This window comes from Shewanella mangrovi (assembly GCF_000753795.1).
GTDB lineage: Bacteria > Pseudomonadota > Gammaproteobacteria > Enterobacterales > Shewanellaceae > Shewanella > Shewanella mangrovi.
This window is the reverse complement of sequence record NZ_JPEO01000009.1, coordinates 42,737-63,438: the sequence shown is the minus strand read 5'-3', so window position 1 is coordinate 63,438 and position 20,702 is coordinate 42,737. Positions and strand designations below refer to the sequence as shown.

Annotated in this window: 22 protein-coding genes; 9 read left to right on the top strand and 13 right to left on the bottom strand. The window is 46.2% G+C overall.

The window, feature by feature from the left end; all coding sequences use genetic code 11:
- Positions 1-224: 224 nt before the first annotated feature.
- From HR45_RS12500 to HR45_RS12490, 3 genes are all read right to left on the bottom strand, one after another.
- A complete protein-coding gene (locus HR45_RS12500) occupies positions 225-542 on the bottom strand; it encodes a CcdB family protein (protein ID WP_037443407.1) in 318 nt (105 codons plus the stop codon).
- Positions 542-787, bottom strand: a complete 246-nt coding sequence (locus HR45_RS12495; RefSeq protein WP_037443405.1) for a type II toxin-antitoxin system CcdA family antitoxin — start codon at positions 785-787, stop codon at positions 542-544. Before HR45_RS12495 ends, HR45_RS12500 begins: the two co-directional genes overlap by 1 nt.
- A gap of 193 nt (positions 788-980) precedes the next feature.
- The gene (locus tag HR45_RS12490) at positions 981-1,691 is read right to left on the bottom strand and encodes a HEPN domain-containing protein (protein WP_241461118.1); all 711 of its coding nucleotides are present in this window, start codon (positions 1,689-1,691) and stop codon (positions 981-983) included.
- Positions 1,692-1,896: 205 nt separating this feature from the next.
- On the opposite strand from HR45_RS12490, the gene HR45_RS12485 reads away from it, so the two are divergent.
- From HR45_RS12485 to HR45_RS12470, 4 genes are read left to right on the top strand one after another with little or no spacing between them, the layout of a single operon-like run.
- Positions 1,897-2,424 carry a hypothetical protein gene (locus tag HR45_RS12485; RefSeq protein WP_037443404.1) on the top strand — a complete coding sequence of 176 codons (528 nt, stop codon included), beginning with the start codon at positions 1,897-1,899 and terminating at the stop codon, positions 2,422-2,424.
- 4 nt (positions 2,425-2,428) lie between these two features.
- Positions 2,429-2,686, top strand: coding sequence for a cyclic-phosphate processing receiver domain-containing protein (locus tag HR45_RS19815; protein WP_037443402.1), 258 nt, complete (start codon positions 2,429-2,431; stop codon positions 2,684-2,686).
- Positions 2,683-3,108 carry a hypothetical protein gene (locus HR45_RS12475; RefSeq protein ID WP_037443400.1) on the top strand — a complete coding sequence of 142 codons (426 nt, stop codon included), beginning with the start codon at positions 2,683-2,685 and terminating at the stop codon, positions 3,106-3,108. The genes HR45_RS19815 and HR45_RS12475 overlap by 4 nt, the downstream gene beginning before the upstream one ends.
- On the top strand, positions 3,105-3,704 hold the full coding sequence (locus HR45_RS12470) for a metallophosphoesterase family protein (RefSeq protein WP_052074714.1): 600 nt from the start codon (positions 3,105-3,107) through the stop codon (positions 3,702-3,704). Before HR45_RS12475 ends, HR45_RS12470 begins: the two co-directional genes overlap by 4 nt.
- On the opposite strand, the gene HR45_RS12465 is transcribed toward HR45_RS12470, so the two are convergent.
- Entirely contained in the window at positions 3,697-4,050 is a 354-nt protein-coding gene (locus HR45_RS12465) for a hypothetical protein (protein WP_037443399.1), read from the bottom strand. The genes HR45_RS12470 and HR45_RS12465 overlap by 8 nt on opposite strands.
- A gap of 161 nt (positions 4,051-4,211) precedes the next feature.
- Between HR45_RS12465 and HR45_RS12460 the strand changes: the two genes are divergently transcribed.
- Both HR45_RS12460 and HR45_RS12455 read left to right on the top strand, forming a co-directional pair.
- A complete protein-coding gene (locus HR45_RS12460) occupies positions 4,212-5,249 on the top strand; it encodes a helix-turn-helix transcriptional regulator (protein ID WP_037443398.1) in 1,038 nt (345 codons plus the stop codon).
- 62 nt (positions 5,250-5,311) lie between these two features.
- Positions 5,312-6,031 (top strand): hypothetical protein, encoded by a 720-nt coding sequence (locus tag HR45_RS12455; protein WP_037443397.1) that lies wholly within the window; start codon positions 5,312-5,314, stop codon positions 6,029-6,031.
- Between the two features lie 90 nt (positions 6,032-6,121).
- Here the strand turns inward: HR45_RS12455 and HR45_RS12450 are convergent, their stop codons facing one another.
- From HR45_RS12450 to dsrO, 8 genes are all read right to left on the bottom strand, one after another.
- The gene (locus tag HR45_RS12450; RefSeq protein ID WP_037443395.1) at positions 6,122-6,994 is read right to left on the bottom strand and encodes an SIR2 family NAD-dependent protein deacylase; all 873 of its coding nucleotides are present in this window, start codon (positions 6,992-6,994) and stop codon (positions 6,122-6,124) included.
- Between the two features lie 184 nt (positions 6,995-7,178).
- Positions 7,179-8,377, bottom strand: a protein-coding gene (locus HR45_RS12445) for an IS3 family transposase (RefSeq protein WP_156104070.1) whose coding sequence is annotated in 2 segments (ribosomal slippage) — positions 7,179-8,107 and positions 8,107-8,377 — 1,200 coding nt in all. Because the reading frame shifts where the segments join, the coding sequence is not laid out codon by codon here.
- Between the two features lie 248 nt (positions 8,378-8,625).
- A complete protein-coding gene (locus HR45_RS12435; protein ID WP_037443391.1) occupies positions 8,626-9,666 on the bottom strand; it encodes a HipA domain-containing protein in 1,041 nt (346 codons plus the stop codon).
- Positions 9,659-9,976 carry a HipA N-terminal domain-containing protein gene (locus HR45_RS12430; RefSeq protein WP_037443389.1) on the bottom strand — a complete coding sequence of 106 codons (318 nt, stop codon included), beginning with the start codon at positions 9,974-9,976 and terminating at the stop codon, positions 9,659-9,661. The genes HR45_RS12435 and HR45_RS12430 overlap by 8 nt, the downstream gene beginning before the upstream one ends.
- Positions 9,961-10,293 carry a hypothetical protein gene (locus HR45_RS12425; protein WP_037443387.1) on the bottom strand — a complete coding sequence of 111 codons (333 nt, stop codon included), beginning with the start codon at positions 10,291-10,293 and terminating at the stop codon, positions 9,961-9,963. Before HR45_RS12425 ends, HR45_RS12430 begins: the two co-directional genes overlap by 16 nt.
- A gap of 485 nt (positions 10,294-10,778) precedes the next feature.
- The gene (locus HR45_RS12420) at positions 10,779-13,886 is read right to left on the bottom strand and encodes a tetrathionate reductase subunit A (protein ID WP_037443385.1); all 3,108 of its coding nucleotides are present in this window, start codon (positions 13,884-13,886) and stop codon (positions 10,779-10,781) included.
- The gene (nrfD, locus tag HR45_RS12415; protein WP_052074712.1) at positions 13,886-14,959 is read right to left on the bottom strand and encodes an NrfD/PsrC family molybdoenzyme membrane anchor subunit; all 1,074 of its coding nucleotides are present in this window, start codon (positions 14,957-14,959) and stop codon (positions 13,886-13,888) included. The genes HR45_RS12420 and nrfD overlap by 1 nt, the downstream gene beginning before the upstream one ends.
- Positions 14,949-15,689: a sulfate reduction electron transfer complex DsrMKJOP subunit DsrO gene (gene dsrO / locus HR45_RS12410; RefSeq protein WP_037443382.1), complete on the bottom strand. Its 741-nt coding sequence runs from the start codon at positions 15,687-15,689 to the stop codon at positions 14,949-14,951. Before dsrO ends, nrfD begins: the two co-directional genes overlap by 11 nt.
- Positions 15,690-15,924: 235 nt before the next feature.
- Between dsrO and HR45_RS12405 the strand changes: the two genes are divergently transcribed.
- The 3 genes from HR45_RS12405 to HR45_RS12395 all read left to right on the top strand — a co-directional run bounded on the left by HR45_RS12405 (position 15,925) and on the right by HR45_RS12395 (position 19,655).
- On the top strand, positions 15,925-17,679 hold the full coding sequence (locus HR45_RS12405) for a sensor histidine kinase (protein WP_241461120.1): 1,755 nt from the start codon (positions 15,925-15,927) through the stop codon (positions 17,677-17,679).
- Entirely contained in the window at positions 17,672-18,274 is a 603-nt protein-coding gene (locus tag HR45_RS12400) for a response regulator transcription factor (RefSeq protein ID WP_037443380.1), read from the top strand. Before HR45_RS12405 ends, HR45_RS12400 begins: the two co-directional genes overlap by 8 nt.
- A gap of 271 nt (positions 18,275-18,545) precedes the next feature.
- Positions 18,546-19,655, top strand: a complete 1,110-nt coding sequence (locus HR45_RS12395; RefSeq protein WP_206537903.1) for an RNA-guided endonuclease TnpB family protein — start codon at positions 18,546-18,548, stop codon at positions 19,653-19,655.
- A gap of 64 nt (positions 19,656-19,719) precedes the next feature.
- On the opposite strand, the gene HR45_RS12390 is transcribed toward HR45_RS12395, so the two are convergent.
- Positions 19,720-20,682, bottom strand: coding sequence for a 2-keto-3-deoxygluconate permease (locus HR45_RS12390; protein ID WP_037443376.1), 963 nt, complete (start codon positions 20,680-20,682; stop codon positions 19,720-19,722).
- Positions 20,683-20,702: the final 20 nt, after the last annotated feature.

The window sequence follows — 20,702 nt, the reverse complement described above, 5'->3', positions numbered from 1 at the left end:
TTTATAAGTGAATTTAGTCAGTTAAGAGCTCGGTGAACGCTGAGCTTTTAATTTTTACCAAGATGCGCTAAAAGCCTCTTCCTTCTGGTGGGGGGATGAATAGTGCTCCAGTGGAACCTTTAAAGTGAAACTATATTTTCATTAAATCTAAATTTGTGAACTTATAGTTTCACTTGGACGCTGCGCCGCGATGCGGCTCGCGCCCCACAACCACAGCTTGAGCGTTATATGCCAGTAATCAAAAAGTCGACAGCAGCGATAATTTCGTTTCTAAACGTGCTTAGCTCGTTGACCGGGGTTGTAAGGATTTTAGTTGGTACACTAGCCATTTGTTGAGTGAGAATCGCAAAATCACCTTCATCAATATGGATTGTCGGACAAAGATGGCTAGGGGCCTTTTTCTCTAGCAGCTTGATAGGAGTTAAGGGAATGACCAAGCGAGTATTCAGTGAATCTAGCAACTCGCTTTGGACATCAACAAAATATGGGTAAGCGTTAGCGGTGCTCTTATCGTTGTTTTTATAAAGCGTAAACTGTGACATTAGAATACTCGGTATGAATCGGAAAATAGTCCGTGTTTTGCCGTTAAGTCATTACAAGCTTCAATAGCTTCAGCATTTTGCTCTAACCATTCGGCTTTTAATTGCCGTTTTACTTCTTTTTCCAAAGCCTTTTCCATTGTTGCTGATAGGTTGATGTTTAAGCGCTTAGCTTCGGCGAGTAATTCACTGTTTAGACTAAGGTTTGTAGCCTTCTTAGGTGCATGTGTGCTAAATGTGTTTCTCATGAAGTAATCCAATGCGTATTGATTATGCGCATTGAGTATAGGTGATAGCTCGGTATATAACAAATGTTAAATTTCAAGTGTCAGAGTCGTATGAATTGCTTAAAATTGCCTTTGAAAGTCACTCGGTAAAATTAGAGGACATATTGAAATAAAATACTTGCCATTACAGTTGGTTATTACGCAAACACTCATACTAATCCACTATTGGATAGATTGGGGCGCCCCACAGAGTATTAGGGTGGTCCATCATAATGCCTATAACTGTTGGGACGAGACACGCCATCACCTCTGTACAATCTCGCATAGCATCGCGGTTTGCAGCGCTTTGCCAGGTTGCTCCGCCATGGATTAATTGGTTGCGCAGGGTATAAAGCCTGTCGCACACAATCGCCAAAACCTTCTCGGTTGACCTATTAGTCATTGCGGTATGAGCTGCAGCTTTGGCTGTCTTAAATTTTTCTGTCCACTCTGTTTCGTCGATGCGCTGATTGTGGAAATCCCAAAATGGTTGGAACACATATTGGTTATCGAGTAATACTCGTATAGGACCGCTGAATTTTTGCCAAACAAGTTTTTCGAGTTGTTGCTCGGAATCAAGTGCCACAATTTTGGTTAAAAAATCTCTGAAGGATTGTTTTTCACCATGTCGATATTCACTGTCAACATCAAAGCCATAGGCTGCATTAAAGGCTATCCAGTAAAATATAAAGGCACTATCGCTATCGTTATTGCGCTGTTGCTCTGCGTTGTTTAGCCAACTGAGGCTACGATGGACGCGTAAAGTGAGATTATGCGGATAGTTTGCTCTTTCGGCTCGATGACGCGCTTTTAAATCCGAGTAAATTTCCATTTTCACAGTTCCATATTCTGAATATGGACAACCATAGCCAATGGGAATAGCCATGTACATTCCTTAAATTTAAATTCTATAAAATTGCTACCAAGGCGGCAAAAGTTGACGTCAGGTACAGTTACCTTATTCCCGACAGGTTTAGCTGAGAATTGCGTCAGTCATACGAGTCTAACTCTAAGGTATGTGGTGTTTACTAATATCTGATACGACGTGGTCAATCGCGATAATTATCTGGCTTTGGCTCAAGGGAACTATGATGGATTTAGAACGAATTGCCGAAATTATCTATGAAACGGCAGAGCAAGAGGATAAAGAGCTGTTAGAAATTGCCAATGAGGGGATTTTCCATATGCCCGAATTGGCATTTGTTTATCAGTGCGGTAAATCAATCAAGAAGGACGCAAACCGCATTTTCGGGCATGACGATGTCAAGTGGATACGCGAACTAGATCTTAAAAATGGTGGGCCGACAGATCTAGTGTTTGAGAACCGTGATGATGAAACACTCGCCATAGAGTTCAAGATGAGAGCTACCGACACTGCGTATCAAAATGACATCATGAAGTTATGCAGAATCGAAAGACCAAACACCAAAAAGCTCTTTTGTGCGTTGATCGATGAATTTGATGAGCCAAAGCAAAAGGACCTCAGGCAGGAACGTGTTGAATTGATAGAGGGAGTTAAGGTCACGCTAATTTTTAGGAACAAATTCAAGACAATCCAACACTGGTACGCATCTCAAGTTTCTTGTGTTGTCTGCGTTTGGCTCGTTGAGTCAATTTAAGCGTATGAAAATATTCTTTGATGATGGACGGTTAGCGCCTGATGGATGGGGACAAGTTACGCATATTAGCCTTGCTCATGATTTGGGTGATGATGACAGAGGCACTGGTTACGACGTTCTTGTATGGATAGAACATGCCATTTTAAAGGAGAATTTTCGTCCTACTCAGATCAATGTGCATACAGGTAATCCTCCTGCGCTGCTCAGAATGCTTTCCGCCGTTTCTCAATTTTCCCTACTTTTTAGGATGAACGCAAAGTGAGCTTGCCTGTAATTGGTCCGGTAGTGACATTGCCGGATGACCCGTTTCAATTAACCGAGGATCTGACGTCATTCAATAGCTTGAAACTGCTTTGTCGGTTTAAGCGAATATTGTCATCCCCGGTCGCTAGAAATGTGTCAGCTACGGCGAGTACTCCCGTCATTTCACCTGATTATGAATTGCGAATAATTGCTGAGGCAAATAACTGGTTTGAGAATTTTGATGTTGAAATATTTCTAACTTTTGGAAGCGAACGTGAGGCGTGGCTTGAGTATCAGCAGCAAGTGAATATCCTCATTCAGTCTGGTCTTGCCGTGTTTGTATCGGCAGAGGTTTTTAGCCATATAGATGGGGCAATATGCCTGTATGACCCTGAGATCACACCAACCAATATGCCATTTATTAAAGGGGACTTACGATGAAGGCGCTCCATGTTACCGATCTGCATTTTAACCAAGTGCAGATGAAATGGATTACAGCAAACTCATCTAAGGCAGACATTATCTGTGTTACGGGTGACTTTATTAATAGTCGCTATGATTGTCCAACGCCTATCAGCGACCAAGTAACTGCCATCTCAGACTGGCTAATAGATCTAAGGCGAGCGGTGTTTATCTGCTCTGGCAATCATGATGAATTAGGCAACGAGTTAGATTCTAGCTGGCTCAAGCAGATTGAAGGCGTATATGGCGATAATTCAATAGTGACAATTCAAGGCATAACGATAGGTTGTGCAGCATACGGAACAACTGATTTCAATCGATTCGCTCGTTGCATGCTATTGCTACACCATGAGCCGCCAGCGGGTCTTAGCGTAGCAATTCAATCTAAACGCGATTTTGGATCAAAACACCTTACCGCAGCAATAAAGAACGGAACATTATCCCCAATTTGGGTACTTTGCGGGCACGTACATCAACCAGAGAAAAATGGTTTAAGATTCAGAGGGTGTGGGATATCTAATCCAGGTGCTAATTTGAAGAATGATGTCCCCAACCATCACTGGATCACTATTTAGTTTTTTTCGGCACGTTCTTTTCTTCCAATTCAACTAGCATGGTTTCAACGATGTCACTCGATGCCCATTTGAAGGTTATGTTAGGCGGTTCAATTTGAACAATGCCGTGAGGTCTACCTATTGAGAGCGGCCAATGGTCTATTAAATCTGCGATGGCTCTGTCGATTGCAAATGTTGCTTCGTCTGATAGTGCAACTTTCTCCCCAACTAAACGCCAGCTCTGAAAGCATGCCCTCGAGTATGGTGCCTCATCTTCTAGTGAACCAATAAAAATATAGCCTTTTCTGAACGCAAGGGATGGGTATGCATTTAGTAACTTACTGATAGATGTAGATTCAAAGTCCACTGTTACCTCCAAATAGTTTCATTTTTTTAATGCTATCTATGGCAGCGACAACTAGTGACGTTATAGATGAGGCGAGGACGACATTACATGACGTAAGTCAGTATAAGGTGGCTAACGTTAGTTAATAATCTTGATATATTCCTTTGAGGTCATTGGGTTACATGCCACAAGTAAACGATAAAAAAGAGCTACGCCGCAAAGGTGCCATTTTCAGAAACCTTTATATGTTAGATAGCCTGCCAGTATTCCCTGCACGAGGTTTAACAACGTCTGAGATCCACAAACGTCTTGACGACGAAGGGTTCGATATAACCCTTAGAACGGTTCAACGTGATCTCGAAATGTTGTATGACTGGGCAAATGCAAACCTCGACCATGAAGATGATGACCTAGGGATTAGACGTTGGTTTAGAAAATTTAAGTCGCAAAAACTGCTTGATATTCTCCCGACATCTGAGGCGTTTATGTTGGTTCTATCTGAGCAATTGCTGCGCAAAGTACTGCCATCCACTCTTGGGGAAAAACTAGAAGCGTGGCTGAGTCAGGCCAATGCATCGTTATCTTCCAAAACACTTTATGCTAATTGGATGAATAAGGTGAGGGTAGTCTCAGACAACTATCCGGTGATTTACGATGAGCACCATATTGATGAGCGATATCGGAAGATTATCTACGAGTGTGTGCTCAGCGAAAAAATGCTCTCAATACGCTATCAAAAAGGCAAGGATTCGGAGCTTAGTTCTTACATGTTGAACCCTCTAGGGTTGATCATTCGAGAGCAAAGTCATTATCTGGTCGCGACCAAGCAAGAAACCCCCGAGGTACCGCAGCTATTTCTTTTCCATAAGATTGTCTCTGTCCAAAAGGAATATTTGGATATCACTGCCCCTAAGAGCTTTACGCTGGAAGAATATTGCGCGAAGAATCCTACCGGCTGGTTATTGAGAGATACCTTAGTCACTGTTGAGCTCAAGGTTAAAGATCATGCGTTGGATGTTGTTCGGCACAACCAATTAGCCGATGACCAGCAGCTAGCGCAAATTGATGATACATGGTGGAGCGTCACTTTTCAGTGTTACCCAACCTACGATCTCATCGGTTGGATCCTTAAATTTGGGCCGGATGTAATTTGTGTATCCCCCCAGAAAATTCGCGAGCAAGTTGTAAACAGGCTAAATGCCGCAATTAGTAATTATTAAAATTAACTGATTAATTTTTATGATTTTTTTATGTCCATTAAGGTTTTAGGGGATTAGTCATTTTGCCAAACGATACAGAAGTCATTATTCAGTTGAAGGAAGCATACTTAGACATATTGTCCAAAACTGATTTTTCGAAAATTTATGCTTCCCCCGGCCTGTCTGGCATTTTCTTAGCTTGTCCGGATAAAAGCTACTTTGAAGCGAAGCGTAAAGTGCTATTTATTGGGCAAGAGCCGAAAACATGGAGAACGAATTGCCCAATAAAAAATGGTGCAGAGGTTACGCAGCAACTCATTCAACAAGCAATGTCTCAAACAGTGCATCAAAGTAAACTACCGGCGGGGAAACATAAGCTGCTTAATTTTTACCGTAAATGCTCTCTTGCACTGTCTGAAGGGCAACCGGAAATTGGACATAGTGCGGTTTATTCCAATCAGTTCTGTATGAGCTTCCAAAGAGGAAGTCCTAAACGAAGTCCTGCATTTAAAATGATCGAAGAGCTTTCTAACTCCCTGCTAGAAGCACAATTTACTATCCTAAAACCTGATGTCGCTATATTTACAACAGGTTCAAATCGTGACAAATACATTAAAAATGCATTGAATTATTCGACAATTGAGGTAGTGGTACCTAGGAGACTCTGGCATTTTCAAGTAAATGAAACCCACTGTTTTCGTATTAATCACCCTAGTGCTAGGCAGTCACGTAAGCTAAAGCTTAGCGACTATCAAGATGCCGCAATTGAACGTGCAAAATTGTATGTCCCTATTCGTTATTGAAATAGAGTAAAAGTAGGAGGTTATTCAGCGAATTAAAAAAGTGGACCAGTAGGGAGACACCAACGGTACCAAAATATTTTAGTGCCTCTTTTATTTATTAGTGAATTTCCCCAATCTCATTTTAATCAAATGTTTATTGATATTCTTCAGGGCTTCAAGTGCACCAACTGGAACAGAAATCCCAAATTTTACTTTGGCATCGTCAATATTAGGATTAATCCGGATGATTGGAACATTCATCGATTCGGATTTTTCTCTAATCCTCGGTATGGCTTTCCCTGCGCCAATTTCAACTACAACGAGTGACTTTCTTCGAGCTTCAATTTCTTCAATCCAACGAAGAAATTCTGCAGCTTGACGTCTAACCCTAGTTTCGTTCCAATAAAAATCGTCAAACATCAATATATTTGGGCGCGCGTATCCTCCACAACTTAAACACCTTGGAAGCGCCCCATTGAAATTAAAAGCATTTTCCTCCACTCGGAACGGCAAGTTTTCAATTAGTTTCAGATGGTTGTCACAATCTATTGCGCACTGCAGATACCGGATTGAACCATGACACTCAACGATGCGATTGGGAGCAACGCCAATTTTTGCAAAATGACCATCTACATTGCTCGTATAAACAAATCCCGATTTTCTCTCTACCCAATTTTTTACAATGTTGTAGCCTAGGTGAGGTTTAACCCGAGTGTATAATTCGAAACGATGCCCATAGAACCACCAGAACGTCTTTGGTTCTTCAAACAGTGTTACTGGATTTGCTATGTCTGCAAATGATTTTCCAGTCAGTTTAAACGCAGGATATGCCCTATAAAATCCTGAGACTCCTCTAAAGTCTGGTAACCCAGAATCTACCCCCATGCCTGCACCAGCGGTAATAAGTACATGGTCTGCATTAAAAATCAGCTCTGCTGCCGCTATAAAAAGATTGTTTAGTTCTGACTGAATTGGAAAAGACATGAAATGAATCCTGCGTTACTAATCAATTTTGTGATGATCTTAACGGCGGGAGTGACATCTAATGTCGTTGAAAATGAATGCCTAAATCGCCACCATTAAATTAACAATTATGTAATATTATCAAAGAAAAGGGCAAAATAGACTCATAGGGAATTCAATCAAATCATCCCGCGATGTGTAGTGGTCAAGTCATTTTGGCCACATAGTTATAGCTATTCCAGTAACGTTTCTCCGATTCATTTGGCGTTAAACCACCATTGTACGAATGCGGCCTCAGTCGGCTGTAATAGCCATGAATATAATCACCTATCTTCTGCTTTGCTTCCTTAAAGCTCCCGTAACCTGTAGTTGGAATCCATTCAGTTTTAAGGCTTCTGAAGAAGCGTTCCATAGGGCTATTGTCCCAACAATTTCCTCTGCGACTCATGCTTTGCGTTAAGCGGTAGCGCCAGATTAACTGACGGAATTTACGGCTTGTGTAGTGACATCCTTGGTCACTATGGAACATCACGTTCTTTGGCTGTCCACGATACTCAAATGCCATTGTAAGTGCCTGACAGGTCAGGTTGCTGTCAGGCGAATAACTCATTGCCCAGCCTACTGGTTTGCGGGCAAATAGGTCGATTACCACAGCAAGATAAGCCCAGCGGTTGCCCGTCCAGATAAAGCTGACATCGCCGCACCAGACCTGATTTGGCGCTGTAACGGCGAATTGCCTGTCGAGCAGATTCGGAATAGCAACGTGCTCCTGAGTCGCTTTCCTGTACGCATGTTTTGGCAACTGACAGCTGAACAGACTCAACGCTTTCATGAACTTGCGTGCTCGATAACGGCTCAGCGTAACGTCGTGAGACTCATCGTTAGTGATAATATCTGAGATTGTTCTGGCTCCGGCAGAACCTCCGCTCAGTCGATACGCTTCGCGTACTAAGCTGCGCAGCCGGATAGCTTCCGGCGATGGCCGCTTATCGCGCTGCTGCCAGTATTTAAAAGTGCTGCGGTGGACATCCAGTACCGCACACAGATGATTAACCGAATAACGGCGCTTATTGCTCTGACTCAGCTTCTCGATTAACGAGAGTGTTTCATGGAGTCCGACATCAACAGAGCAGAAGCCTTTTTTAATATTTCCTTTTCTAATTCAAGGCGTTCAACTTGCTTTTTCAACTCGCGGATTTCCCGCTGCTCAGGCGTCATCGGCGCGGCCTGAGGGCCTTTACCTGCACGTTCTTCCCGTAATTGCTTAACCCATTTGCCCAGAGTTGAATAACCAACTCCCATCGCTTCAGCAGCTTCTTTACTCGTGTACCCCTGGTCAACAACCAGTTGTGCTGTTTCCAGTCTGAATTCAGGACTGAAATTCTGGCCTTTCTTCTTTGCCATGTTGTCACCTAACTTTGTTATGCTGCCATCATAGCAGCTCTAATTAGGTGGCCAAATTCACTATGCCACTACAATGCTCCCTAGAATATGAAAGCCGGTCACCAATCTGCTCACCTAGTGCTTTACCCTAGAGTGTAAAAGTGCCATTAACAGGCACTTTGTCTAATTTTTTAGCTAGTTTATTGGATTGGCCCGCTATTCATCCTCCACCTGAAGGAGGAGGCTTTTCGCGCATGTTGGTAAATTCCTTAAGCGTTCTCTAGTTGTTGCTTAGAAACAACCTGTATACGGTTGGACCGTTGATTAAAACACTTGGTTACCTCAAGTTTCATTTCGTCAGGCATGTGCGAATCATTGATAACGGACAGTACCTTTTCCGTTTGTTTCGGCAAATCTTTCTGTATGATGGAGAGCGCAAATTTTTCACCCAATCCAATCCCTTTTGCAAACAGCAAAAAATCGATGCCTAAGTATTCTCCATAGACAGAATCATATCCTGGGGCCAGATGCTGATCACCCTCTTCAATCTTCAAAAGAGGTAGAGCTAGGTACCCAGATGCATAGGTTTCAGGATATGGTGAAACGCTCACAAAGTCGTAAACAGGGGCAAAGCGTCTGGGCGCAATAATTCCGAAGTTACGCAGATGCAAATCGTTATTGCCGAGTAAATAGGCGTAAACTACGCGGCTGAAGAAATCACGAAGATCTGCCAGTGTTTTAAGAATGTGATGCTCTTTTAAAAAGCAGCCCACTTGCTCATAACTGACCATTTGCTTGCCGTTTTGAATCTTGCCGTATTTCTCAGCTACGTTCATTGCACCGTCAAGCTGCTCTTGGTGAATTTTGTTGCCGGCTTCGTCACGATCAAATCGTTTAATGACAAAAGCGTACTCAGGGTCTTTGCCCACTTCTGCAGCAAATTTCAACATGCCGAACGGTGGCACATCGAATTTAAGACTTTTCATCACCGACATAATGCAGTGCTCATTCTCCGCGAGGTACGGGTACTCTTGTGGTGAAGGCTTGAGAATGAAGTCGCCCTGACTGTCGATAATATCGAAGCATCCCGCTTCGATATCTAATTTCAACTGCAGCTTAGGTTGAGCACCAGAAATACTCATCCCTTTCTGCATTGCGGGTTTTTGCTGAACAAACTCAGATGCAGTGAACGGTAGCTTATGGCTTATGCGCGATGACCCCGCCAGTTCTTTCATGCCAGCTTTCGAGAAACCAGTCTCTTGCTCCGCCAACGTTTTGAGTGTTTTTAATGTGATACGACAATTAGACATCAAGAGCCCCTTTAATTTGGATAGCGCCTAAAAGGTTGTCACCGTTTTCTATGAGTATTCCCAACGAATCTTTCTCGTCGATTTTTTGCTGGTTACTATAAATACGTCGTAGCCACCCTTCTGGAGCGAGCGAAGAAAAATAAGGGTGAAGCATACCCTCTGAGATGAAAGGCTCGCTTCTGACGGGCAAACTTAGCGAAATTTCTGGGCCAACGTAATCGGGTAAATACTGGAATGAATACTGATCATCCTTTTGAATAAGATTACCCGCATGAATTCCATGTAAGAACACATTCACTTTACGATACATAACTTGCCCCCAAGCGCCTCGACAACAGAGATTACAGTTGCAATTGATGTTCCCTTAGGGTCGTCAAGGACACGAGTGATCGTACCTCTAGATGCGTCTGAGTGAAGGGCGATATCTGAAACCTCGATGCGCTCCTTAGCTCGGAATTCGGAAAGCAATTTGCCTAACTCCGCAGTGTTTGATATCTCGTAAAGCGATTGATACTTGGCCTTATATAGTGAACGGTTAAGTTCACTTTTAACTTCGTTCAACTGCTTCAATGAATCGAGAAGTTGACTCTCCAAGCTCTCGATATTCTTCAGTACATCATTACTCATCCTGTGCTCCAATAGTCTGATTAAGTGTCAGAGTTGCATGACTGCATAGTGTGATAGCTTTGAACCCGAGGAAGCACAAACAAGCGCCTACAAGTAACAGCGGGTAAAGTCGTCTTTTTTCATTCCTAATACCTAGTGTTCAATATAATAAACAAACAGCATTTTATAGTAATGATATGTTCAATATCATAAGTATGCAATCTCGCGCGTTCATTATTTTGTACATACATATATAATATTGTGTAAATGTTCAAAATATCATTCTGTAAGTGGTGAAAATCTATGCTGAATGCAGAATAGTGAACATTATCCAGTTAAGGTTGTGGTGGTATTCATTATTATGAGCATGGAAGTAAAGATGCCACCTACTGAAGTAGGTGGCTTTGGATGAGGAATAAAAATGGGTCAGCAATTGCTGACCCATTGCATCTAAAATATATAGGGTTGTTGGGTATTGTCCTCAATAAATCCGGTAGATAAAAAATTCACAGGCTTACTTTCTCAATTTTTGCAGGTAACCCCTGTCTTGCCGCTGAGCCACTGGCCCAGTCTACTAACGGATAGCGGCCGTGACGGCTGGGGTCTAGAATCGATAGGTCATTAAGATTGACACCAACCTGAGTCAGTGGATTAGCCGCAATCAGTTGTCCGTTAATCACTGTATCTCTCGCTCCTAATTCCTTATGTCCAAAGCCGTGTTCGATGGCAATACACTCTGGGTGTATACCGGAGACACATTCCACCAGAGCAATAACGCTCCCGTTAGGTGTGCTGATACGCACAGTATCGCCAGTATGAATGCCAAAACTTTCAGCAGTGGTTTTGTTAATTCGCACAGGATTGTTGGGGTGAACCTGACGCAATCGGTCAGAACCAATACTCATGGCGCTCTGTACATGCGATTTGTAGCTTGATAGCAGCATTGGCCACTGCTCTTGGCTAAAGGCTTCACGTAGTGGTTGTCCGTTTACCAATCGAGGCCCATAACTGCGCGGGCAGCCGCTCAGGAATTCGCCGCTTTGACTGTGGTGGCGGCTGCCGACTTCCGGGTTCCAGAGCATCAAAGGTTTGGGCCAGACATGCGTCGGGTTACCTTCGGCATCGCGCGCTTTGGATATGGGTTCGAAACGCCCACCGCGAGCAAACAGATAGGCCGTTTTGGCGACTTCCTCAGGTTGCAACCGTGCTTTGAGTTCCGGGATGATGCGCTCAACCCCAGACCAGCGGCGATCTTCGTCATTAATATCGGGTACCGGCTGACCGGCCCACGCAACGTTAGCCGCACCATAAAGTGAGTAGTCTGCGGCGCGAGTCAACGGGTGCATTGAGCCGTCAGCGGCTTGCACCGCATTGTCACCGAACCCAGGCAGACCGAGTTTCATGGCAACATTGGTGAGAAAACTCTCCATACAGACCGGATCTCCATCAGCGGTGTGTTCCACTCTGGGGGATACAATAGGCCAGCGTCCGGTTGACACTTTAGTCATGGTTCCATGCCAAGCTGAAGTCCAACCCCAAGACTCATAGGTCAGGGTATCAGGCACAATGTAGTCGGAAAGCGCTGAGGTTTCGTTGATAAAACTGTCAATGCTGACAAGCAGTGGCAGCACTTTGGGATCTTTCAGCTGTGCTCCGATAGCGGTGACTAATCCTGTCTGTCCATACAGCGGATTACCCATGTGGTTAATCCAAGCTTTCAGGTGATAGGGATAGCCTGCCACTGCGGCTGTCAGATGTTCACTGAGTAGTGGTGACGATATCGGGAACCAAGGTTCCTTAGCGGGGTAGGGCGACTCACCGGCAGCCTTCTTACGTTTGAACTCAGAGCTTTTCTCGTAAGGAAACTTGGAGCGGGACAAGAATACGCCCTTGGGTTGTACCATGCCGTCAAATTCTGCCAGATTGTAACGTGGACCTTTACCGAAAGCCGGATAGGCACCGCCTTTAGCCAGCGCACCACCAGGCTGATTAATGTTACCTATCATGGCGTTCAACATCATGATGGCCCAGGCACTGTAAAAGCCATTGGTACTCATGGTGCCACCATGGGTGATCACCGCCGCTTTGGTGCCATGACTAGTGAATTTGTCGGCTAGGGCAATAATGTCAGCAACCGGAATATCACATTCGGCGCTGTACTGCTCAATAGTCTGGCTGCGTGCTGATGCTGCCAATAGGCTGAAACTGCTCTGGCAACGAATATTGATGGCACCTTGAGTAATGACCTCATTCACTTCCAGCCGTGCTTTATTGCACTTGCCTGCTGGTACCAGCTTACCGCTGTCATTATCCTGCACCAGAATCGGGTCTTCTTTGCCGAAAGCCTCTCCGCTAAAGGGTAAGCCGAGTTCACTGGCGTGTAGGTATTGGCCATAACGCGGATCCTGTTCATCGCTATGGATCAAGAAGGTTGCATTACTAAAGCCTCGGTAACCCGCCGCTTCAGCCGCTTTTGCATTAGGTGCGGTGAGAAACGCTTGGGCATAACGCTGATTATCAATAATCCAGCGCAGCATTGCCATGGCGAGTGACGCATCGGTAGCTGGGCGAATAGGTAGCCAGAGGTTATCGGGTGCAGCAGCCAAACTGGAGCTGTTAGGTAGCATTGGTGATACCACCACGTAGCTAAAATTGCGTTCGCTCCGATCGTGCGCCAGCTGTCTGGCTTGCCGTTTAAACGGGTTGCCAGATTGCGCAGGTGACGTGCCGATGAACAGTAAAAACTCGGCCTTATCCCAGTCAGGTTTCAAGTGGGAATATTTCTTCAGATCATCGAGCAAGGCACCGGCACCCGCACGGTAGGTAAAACCACAGTAGGAGCCGTGGTTGGCAAAGTTGCGGGTACCAAAACTGTTAAAGGTGAAGCGTTTGATAAAGACATCGCGGCCTTCATCTGAGGCATTGGTGACTAACAATTGATTCGCCTTTGGCCCATATTCTGGGTTATCTGCATCCAAAGGTGTTTTAATGTCGCGAATTGCCCGCAGGCCATCCACATGGCCTTCGCCAAACAGATCGCCGCCTTCCACCACTTCTTGCAGCAGTTGTTCAAACGCAATGGTCTGCCATTTGCCACTGCCACGAGGGCCAACACGTTTTAAACAGTGGGTGACCCGATGCGGGCTGTCCAGCAGTTCTAGCATGGCATTACCTCGGGCACAGGCGGTAGAGCGACCATCCAGCCCTTGCTCCTGATAAGCGCTGGTATGTAACAGCGATTCTTTGATTGGAGTGTCGAAATTTAGATGCTCTCTGGCTGAGAGGGGATGGTAGGGATTACCGGTAATACGCAGGATCTTGTCAGTTTTATTGTCGATACGGGTCCGTACACCACAACGAGTCCAGCAGCCCAAGCACATAGAGTTTGCCAAGCGTTGTTCGGCGTTGGCGACCATGATGCCGGTTTTCAGGTCGATTTGTAGCTCCGGAGCTAATGAATTACCGTGAATTGCCGAGTCGGTAACCGTACCTGAACTGCCGGTAACAACTCCTTTACCTAGTTGGCCTAGTGTGTGGCTGTAACCTGCTACAAATAAACCAGCCCCACCGGTGATGGCTGCACCTTTAATAAATCTGCGTTTGCTCTTGTCCATTATATTGCTCCTTCCTGAGTCACCGAGGTTTGGTGCACCAGCTCAGAAATCAGGGTGATTAATGCCAGCCACAGGCCGAAGGTACCGAGAATGCCCAGCAAACCTTCAGGTCCCCAAGGTAGTTCATAGAAATAGGTCCCTGCGCCGTATTTGGGATCGGTCTGCGCCTGGATGAGCACTAGCCAACGGAATCCCCAGGCGAGGTGTACGGCGGCAAATCCGGCGAGAAGTAATAACCAATGCGGTTGACGACTGAGTGCCAGCAATAGCGCCAAAACCGCTAGCGTGCTTAATACCCATACGGCGGCCAATTGCCAGGTTGGGCTGTTACTCAGCAGCAATCGCGCTTCAGCGGCGCTGTTACCTCCTGCCACGGCCCAACCGATAACTAACAGGCCAAACAGGGTAAAAGCAGCGCGCAACCACAACAGCAAATAGCGGTCGGTACTCGTTTTGTGTCCTTTAAACAGGAAGTTGAGCCACACTAGCATGCCGCACCCTGCCAACAGGGCGCTGGCAGCAAATAGTGGAGGTAGCCAGTTGCTATGCCAAAGCGGTCTTGCCTGAACCGCCATGGTTTCCATACCGGTGTAGAGTGCGATACTGCAGGCACTGAGAAAAGCGATCAGCGCGACTGGTTTTAATAAGGGCTTTTCTGACCATTGGCCAAACCGCAACCAGCTGCCGATCTGGCTCCAACGATCACCTGCAGCAGTGGGCAGTGACGGACGTAATAATAGATAGCCAAACAGCAATCCTGAGCCCATAAACACGGGCAATAACCAGGCACCAAACCACATCCATGAGTGGGGACGCAGCTGCATGTAGAAGTGCCAGGCGCGCAGTGGCTGATGCAGATCAGCCAGCAGTGCTACCGGCGCCACAATAGCAGCACTGAAGATCAGACTGCCACATAACGTCAACAAGCGTTGATCTCGTTGCCCTGGCCACAGCACTGCCACTGCGGCGATCCACACCGAAGTGTATGCCAGACCAATCAGAAAAAAGTATTGAACCGCCCATGGCAACCAGGTGATAGCAAAGTCTGGGGTCAGTAGTTCTTTAATGTCCATGATGTAACTCCTTGCCACTGTCGGTCATCAACGTACGCACGGGGGCTTCGCCGCGAATGCGTTCGGCAAAGGCCTGATTCATGCCGAGGTAAAAAACGCGGGGTTGCGTACCCATGGACGGACGCAACACCTTGATATCATCGCGATACTGCGCCAACAGTTGGCTGATGCGGCTGGCAGGATCGTTAAGATCGCCGATAATCCTGGCTTCGCCGACACAGGTTTCAACGCAGGCGGGGAGTAACCCTGCATCCAAGCGGTGGGCGCAAAAAGTGCATTTATCCGCAGTATTGGTTTCATGGTTGAGAAAGCGCGCATCATAAGGGCAGGCCTGCACGCAATATCCGCAACCAACGCACCAGTCGTTATTGACTACAACAATGCCATCCTGACGCTGAAAGGTAGCTCCAGTGGGACAAACCGGAATACAGGGCGGATTTTCACAGTGGTTACACAGACGGGGTAGCATCATAAAGGCGCTGTTGTCGCCTTCGGTCACTTCATATTGATTTACTGTGGTACGAAACTGGCCTAATGGAGGCTGATTTTCAATGGTACAGGCAACGGTACAGGCCTGACAGCCAACACAGCGGCGCAGGTCAATCAACATGCCGTAGCGTTTGCCTTTCGTTGGCGTGTTATCTCCGTCGGCCTCGGCTAGCGGGATAAACACAGCACCGGCACTAACGGCAGCAATTTGCCCCAGTAACCGGCGTTTTGAAGTATCCATTACACACTCCTTGAAGCTTGGTTGGCGGCATTCCCGTGCTGGGAGCCTTGTTGATATTCTCGCCAGAGCAGCAGGATTGGCTCTATAGTGGTTTTCCACATACCGGACGCTGAATTGATCCAGAACAATAAATTCCCGCTAAAATGACCGGCAAACTGAGCAAAACTTCTAGGAAAATGTCACCGCTATGAGCAAAACCACTAAGTTAGGCAGTCGCTTATTGGCCTGTGTGCTGATGTTGCCTTTTCTGTCGGTGAACGCCGCGTCAATGCCGGTTGATGAAACTCAATACCAGTTGGTAGACGTTGGTGTGTTGGCTATCCGAGGTTACCGCGACAGCATCAATCGTTGGCAGCCAACGATGCAATGGCTGGAACAAAAGATCCCGGGGACTTATTTCCGGTTACATCCGATGACACTGGATGAGTTGTCCGATTCAGTGGCGGCGCAGGATCTGGATTTTGTGATCACCAATCCCGGACAATCGGTGTTGTTGGCCCGGCAGTATTCACTGAGCTGGCTAGTAACACTCAAGAGTCGTCTCAATGATGGTCAGCCGATGCAGGTCGGTTCTGCACTGGTGGTGCGTCGTAATTCGTCGATTAAGACGTTTGCGGATTTGCGCGATAAACGTGTTGCTATTGTTTCCTCTCATGCGTTTGGTGGTTATCTGACATTGGTATATGCCGCCTGGAAGCAGCAAATAGATCTGCCCCATACCGTCGCACAGCTGCTGCCGACGGGTTTCCCATTGGATAATCTGCTGTACGCGTTGCGTGATGGACGGGCTGATGCCGCTGTTGTGCCAGTGTGTCAGTTGGAGCAAATGGCCGCTGAACAGTTGATTAGTGTCGATGATTATCGGGTGGTGGAAGACAACACCCCGCTAGGTTTTGGTTGCAGGGTTTCCACTGCACTTTACCCCAACTGGTCATTGGCAAAGACCAGTCGCGCCGGGCAAAAGCTGGCAAAGCAAGTCACCCAAGCGTTGCTTGCACTGCCAGAGCAGAGCGCTGCAGCGACTTCTGCAGACTCATTGGGGTGGACCTCTGCAGTCAGCCAGTTGGCGATCGACCAACTGTATAAAGATCTCGATATGCACCCGTTACAGACCCCTTGGTGGCAACGGGCGATGGTGTGGCTTAAAGAGCATAGCCAATGGGGCTGGAGTCTTCTGTTATTGCTAATTTCTTTGAATGCCTATCATTTCTGGCTAGAGTATCGCTTTAATCGCCGCGGTCGCCAATTGGCGCGGGCACAAAGCAAACTCAGTGAGAATCTGGTATTGCTGGAACACGCACAGCGTGCCGCCGTTGCTGGTGAGTTAGGCGCGAGTCTGGCACATGAACTGAATCAGCCATTGGCCGCTATCGGCAATTATTGTCACGGTGCCAGTGTGCGGTTACAGCAGGGACAATTGGAAAAACTGCCGCAGGCATTGCAACAGATAGACGCTGAAGTCGGGCGGGCTCGGGCAATTATTCAGCGGCTGCGCGGCTTACTGAAAAAGCAGCCAGTCGCTAAACAGCAACTGTTACTGCGACCGCTGTTGCTTGACACCATTGAACTGTTACGGTTCGAACTGGATAAACAGCAGATCCAGTTGCAGTGGCAACTACTGGGAAGGGAACAGCAGCAGTGGTTGGAGCCGGTTGCCATTCAGCAGCTGTTGGTCAACGTGCTGAAAAATGCCATCGAAGCGCTGGCAGAATGTCAACAGCCGCATAAGCAGGTTGCAATAGTACTGGATTACCGTCAGCCGCAGCAGGTAATGCTACAGATCCAAGATAATGGCCCAGGGCTTAGTCGTGATGCCAGTGAGTTGATTCAAGCATTTACCAGTACCAAGCAGCAAGGATTGGGTTTGGGATTGGTAATTTGCCGTGAAATTGTCGAAGACCATGGTGGTAAGCTTTCTATGAGCAATCCTCTCACTGGAGGCTGCATGGTGCAGCTGACACTGTCTTTAAAGGAACACGCTGATGGCTGAAGATAAGTACACAGTGTATCTGGTGGATGATGACGCTTCGGTGTTGCAGTCTTTGAGTTTTATGCTGGAAAGTTACGATTTTAAAGTAAGAGAGTTTGCCAATGCTGAGGCTTTTATTGCGGCCGATGTCTGGCAACGAGCCGGATGTGTAATTTTAGACATGCGGATGCCGGGACTTAGCGGCCAACAGTTGCATCAGTTATTAAGGCAACATCAAAGTCCGCTGGCAGTGATCTATCTGACCGGGCACGGCGATGTACCTCTGGCGGTGGATGCGCTGAAATTGGGCGCGGTCGATTTTTTCCAGAAACCTGCTGATGGTGCTTTGCTGGCAGAAGCGGTAGCCAAGGCGATGCTACGCTCACAGGAAGCTGCACTGCGACTGCAGCAACTACATACCTATTATAGCTTGACTCCGCGCGAGCAGGAGATCCTGAAACTAATTGCCAAAGGTTACAAAAATCAGCAGATTGCTGATGAGTTATGTATTGCCATGCGTACGGTAGAAATCCATAGAGCCAATCTAATGCGAGGTATGGGAGTCGATTCTTTGGCAGAGTTGTTACTCATTTATGCCGGAATTTCCAGTGATTGAGCGCTATGGGAAGTGCCATTAACAGGTACTTAAAAAGGCGGAAGCATATCCGCCTTTTTCGGTTGAATAACACAAATAATAAGCACTCGACAGTTTGATGTTATTTAGCAATCGCGCCGTAAACCCTCGCCCGATCTTAGGGCGGGGATATAAGGCGTAAAGTTCGAAGAACTTTAATATTGACGGCTGATAAGTCACCAGTACAATACTGTTCATGCATCCAGTGTTATAGTCTTATATGTTAAGAGCAACTAAAGTACGCATTTATCCAATGCCTGAGCAAGCTGAGTTTCTAATCGCTCAGTTTGGTGCTGTTCGTTTTGCGTATAACAAAGCCCTACATATTAAGTCTCACATGTACCGCAGGCATGGCGTGTCTTTAAATCCCAAAAAAGACTTAAAGCCTTTGCTTGCTGTGGCAAAAAAATCACGAAAATATCAATGGCTAAAGCAATACGACTCTATTGCGCTCCAACAATCGGTAATTAACCTGCATCAAGCTTTTGATAACTTCTTTAATCCAAAGTTAAAAGCCAAATATCCGCAGTTCAAACGCAGACACTGCAAGCAATCAAGCTATCATTGCGTTGGTGTAAAAGTGTTAGATGCAGCGATTAAACTGCCGAAGATGCAGCCAGTAAAAGCAAATATACACCGTGAAATAATTGGCACAGTTAAAAGCATTACTGTAAGTCTGAGCAAAACGGGCAAGTTCTACGCCTCCATTCTGGTTGATGATGGAATAGAAACGCCTAGCCTCATTCATTCACTGAGCAAGGTTACAGGTATTGATCTAGGTTTGTCTCATTTTGCCATTCAATCCAATGGCAGAAAGACAGCAAATCCTCGATTTGTAAAACGCGCAGAGAAAAACCTCAGACGTAAACAACGCCAGTTATCAAGAAAGAAAAAAGGCAGTGCAAACAGGGCTAAAGCCCGTTTGCTCGTTGCCAAGTGTCATGAAAAAGTAGCGAATGCTCGCGCTGACTTTCAACACAAACTCAGTCGAACCCTTGTTGACGAAAACCAAGCAATAATCGTAGAGACACTAAAATCAGCCAATATGATGAAAAACCGCAAGCTGGCAAAGCATATTGCCGATGCAAGTTGGAATAGCTTTGTTAATAAATTGGAATACAAAGCGAAAGAACAAGGCAAGCACCTGATTAAAATAGATCAGTGGTATGCCAGCTCCAAAACTTGCCATTGCTGCGGTCAAAAAATGGAAGAAATGCCCTTATCGGTTCGCAAGTGGGATTGTCCATCTTGCGGCACTAAGGATATAGATCGGGACTTAAATGCCGCTCTTAACATCCGTGATAAGGGTATTCTGGAATTAAAAGCGGCTGGACAGTCGTTTTTGCTTATGGAAGCTGCGTAAGTCTCGATACTATCGAGCAACGGCTAACGAAATAAGAAGCATCGCCTGATAAGGCGGTGAGTAGTCACGCAACTTCTTCTGCAAGTTGATTTGATGCTCTCTTCGCTGCGTTACGTTTTGCCACCCATGTCGTCAGTAGTGGAACGGTCAGTGCCGTTAAAATAGTTGATGCTGCAACTTGAGTTGTGGCGATTGCAGCTGCTTGATGCAAGCTAGGGTCAATAAGTGCAATTGCAGCAGGTGTTGCTACAGCATTCCCGGATGTTGATGAGACCGCGGCGCCGGCCACCCCAGAGCCGCCCGATGCTTTATCCGCCATGATGTTAAAGAAGCCACCAATTAACAGTGTCATTAACCCCAACAAGATACCTGATGCGCCCGACGATAACAGCATTTCGAAGTTGATCCCGACACCTAATCCAAAGGCAAAAAATGGAATGAGCATATTGGCACCGGCCCTTAGAAATGTACGCATTTCCTCATCTAGGTTCCCTAATAACATGCCGATTAGAATTGGAATAATAACGCCTACCAAGTTCATAAATGGGATCGAGACTAAGCCCGCTGTGCCTAGAGCCACCATGGTGAGGAATGGACCATCGTTCAACGACACAATGGCAATTGCCCCCACATCAGTTTCAGAGCCATATTCGCCAGTTAATGCTGCGTATAGCCCACCATTACTGTTGGTCATTGCTGCAATAATCGCAAGAGCTGACAGCCCAAATAGACCATCTGGACCAAACATCTTAGCGACTGCCAACCCCAAAGCAGTACCCACTAAGAATTTAACTAAGGTAATCGATACGCCAGTTTTGACGGCTTTTGGCGCAGCCTTTAGTTTGATATCTGCGCCCATGCACACCAAAAATACGCCAAGGATAGCCATGGCGCCGTGAGAGATTGAGGTGACGAACCCACCAATCTCAAGCGCATCTGGTGCGAAGGTTTTAAAGAGGGCGCCAAGCAGTAGTGGGATAACCATCATACCGCCGGGGAACTTCTCAATAGCTTGTTTGATTTTCATTTTGTTGCTCTCTAAATAAA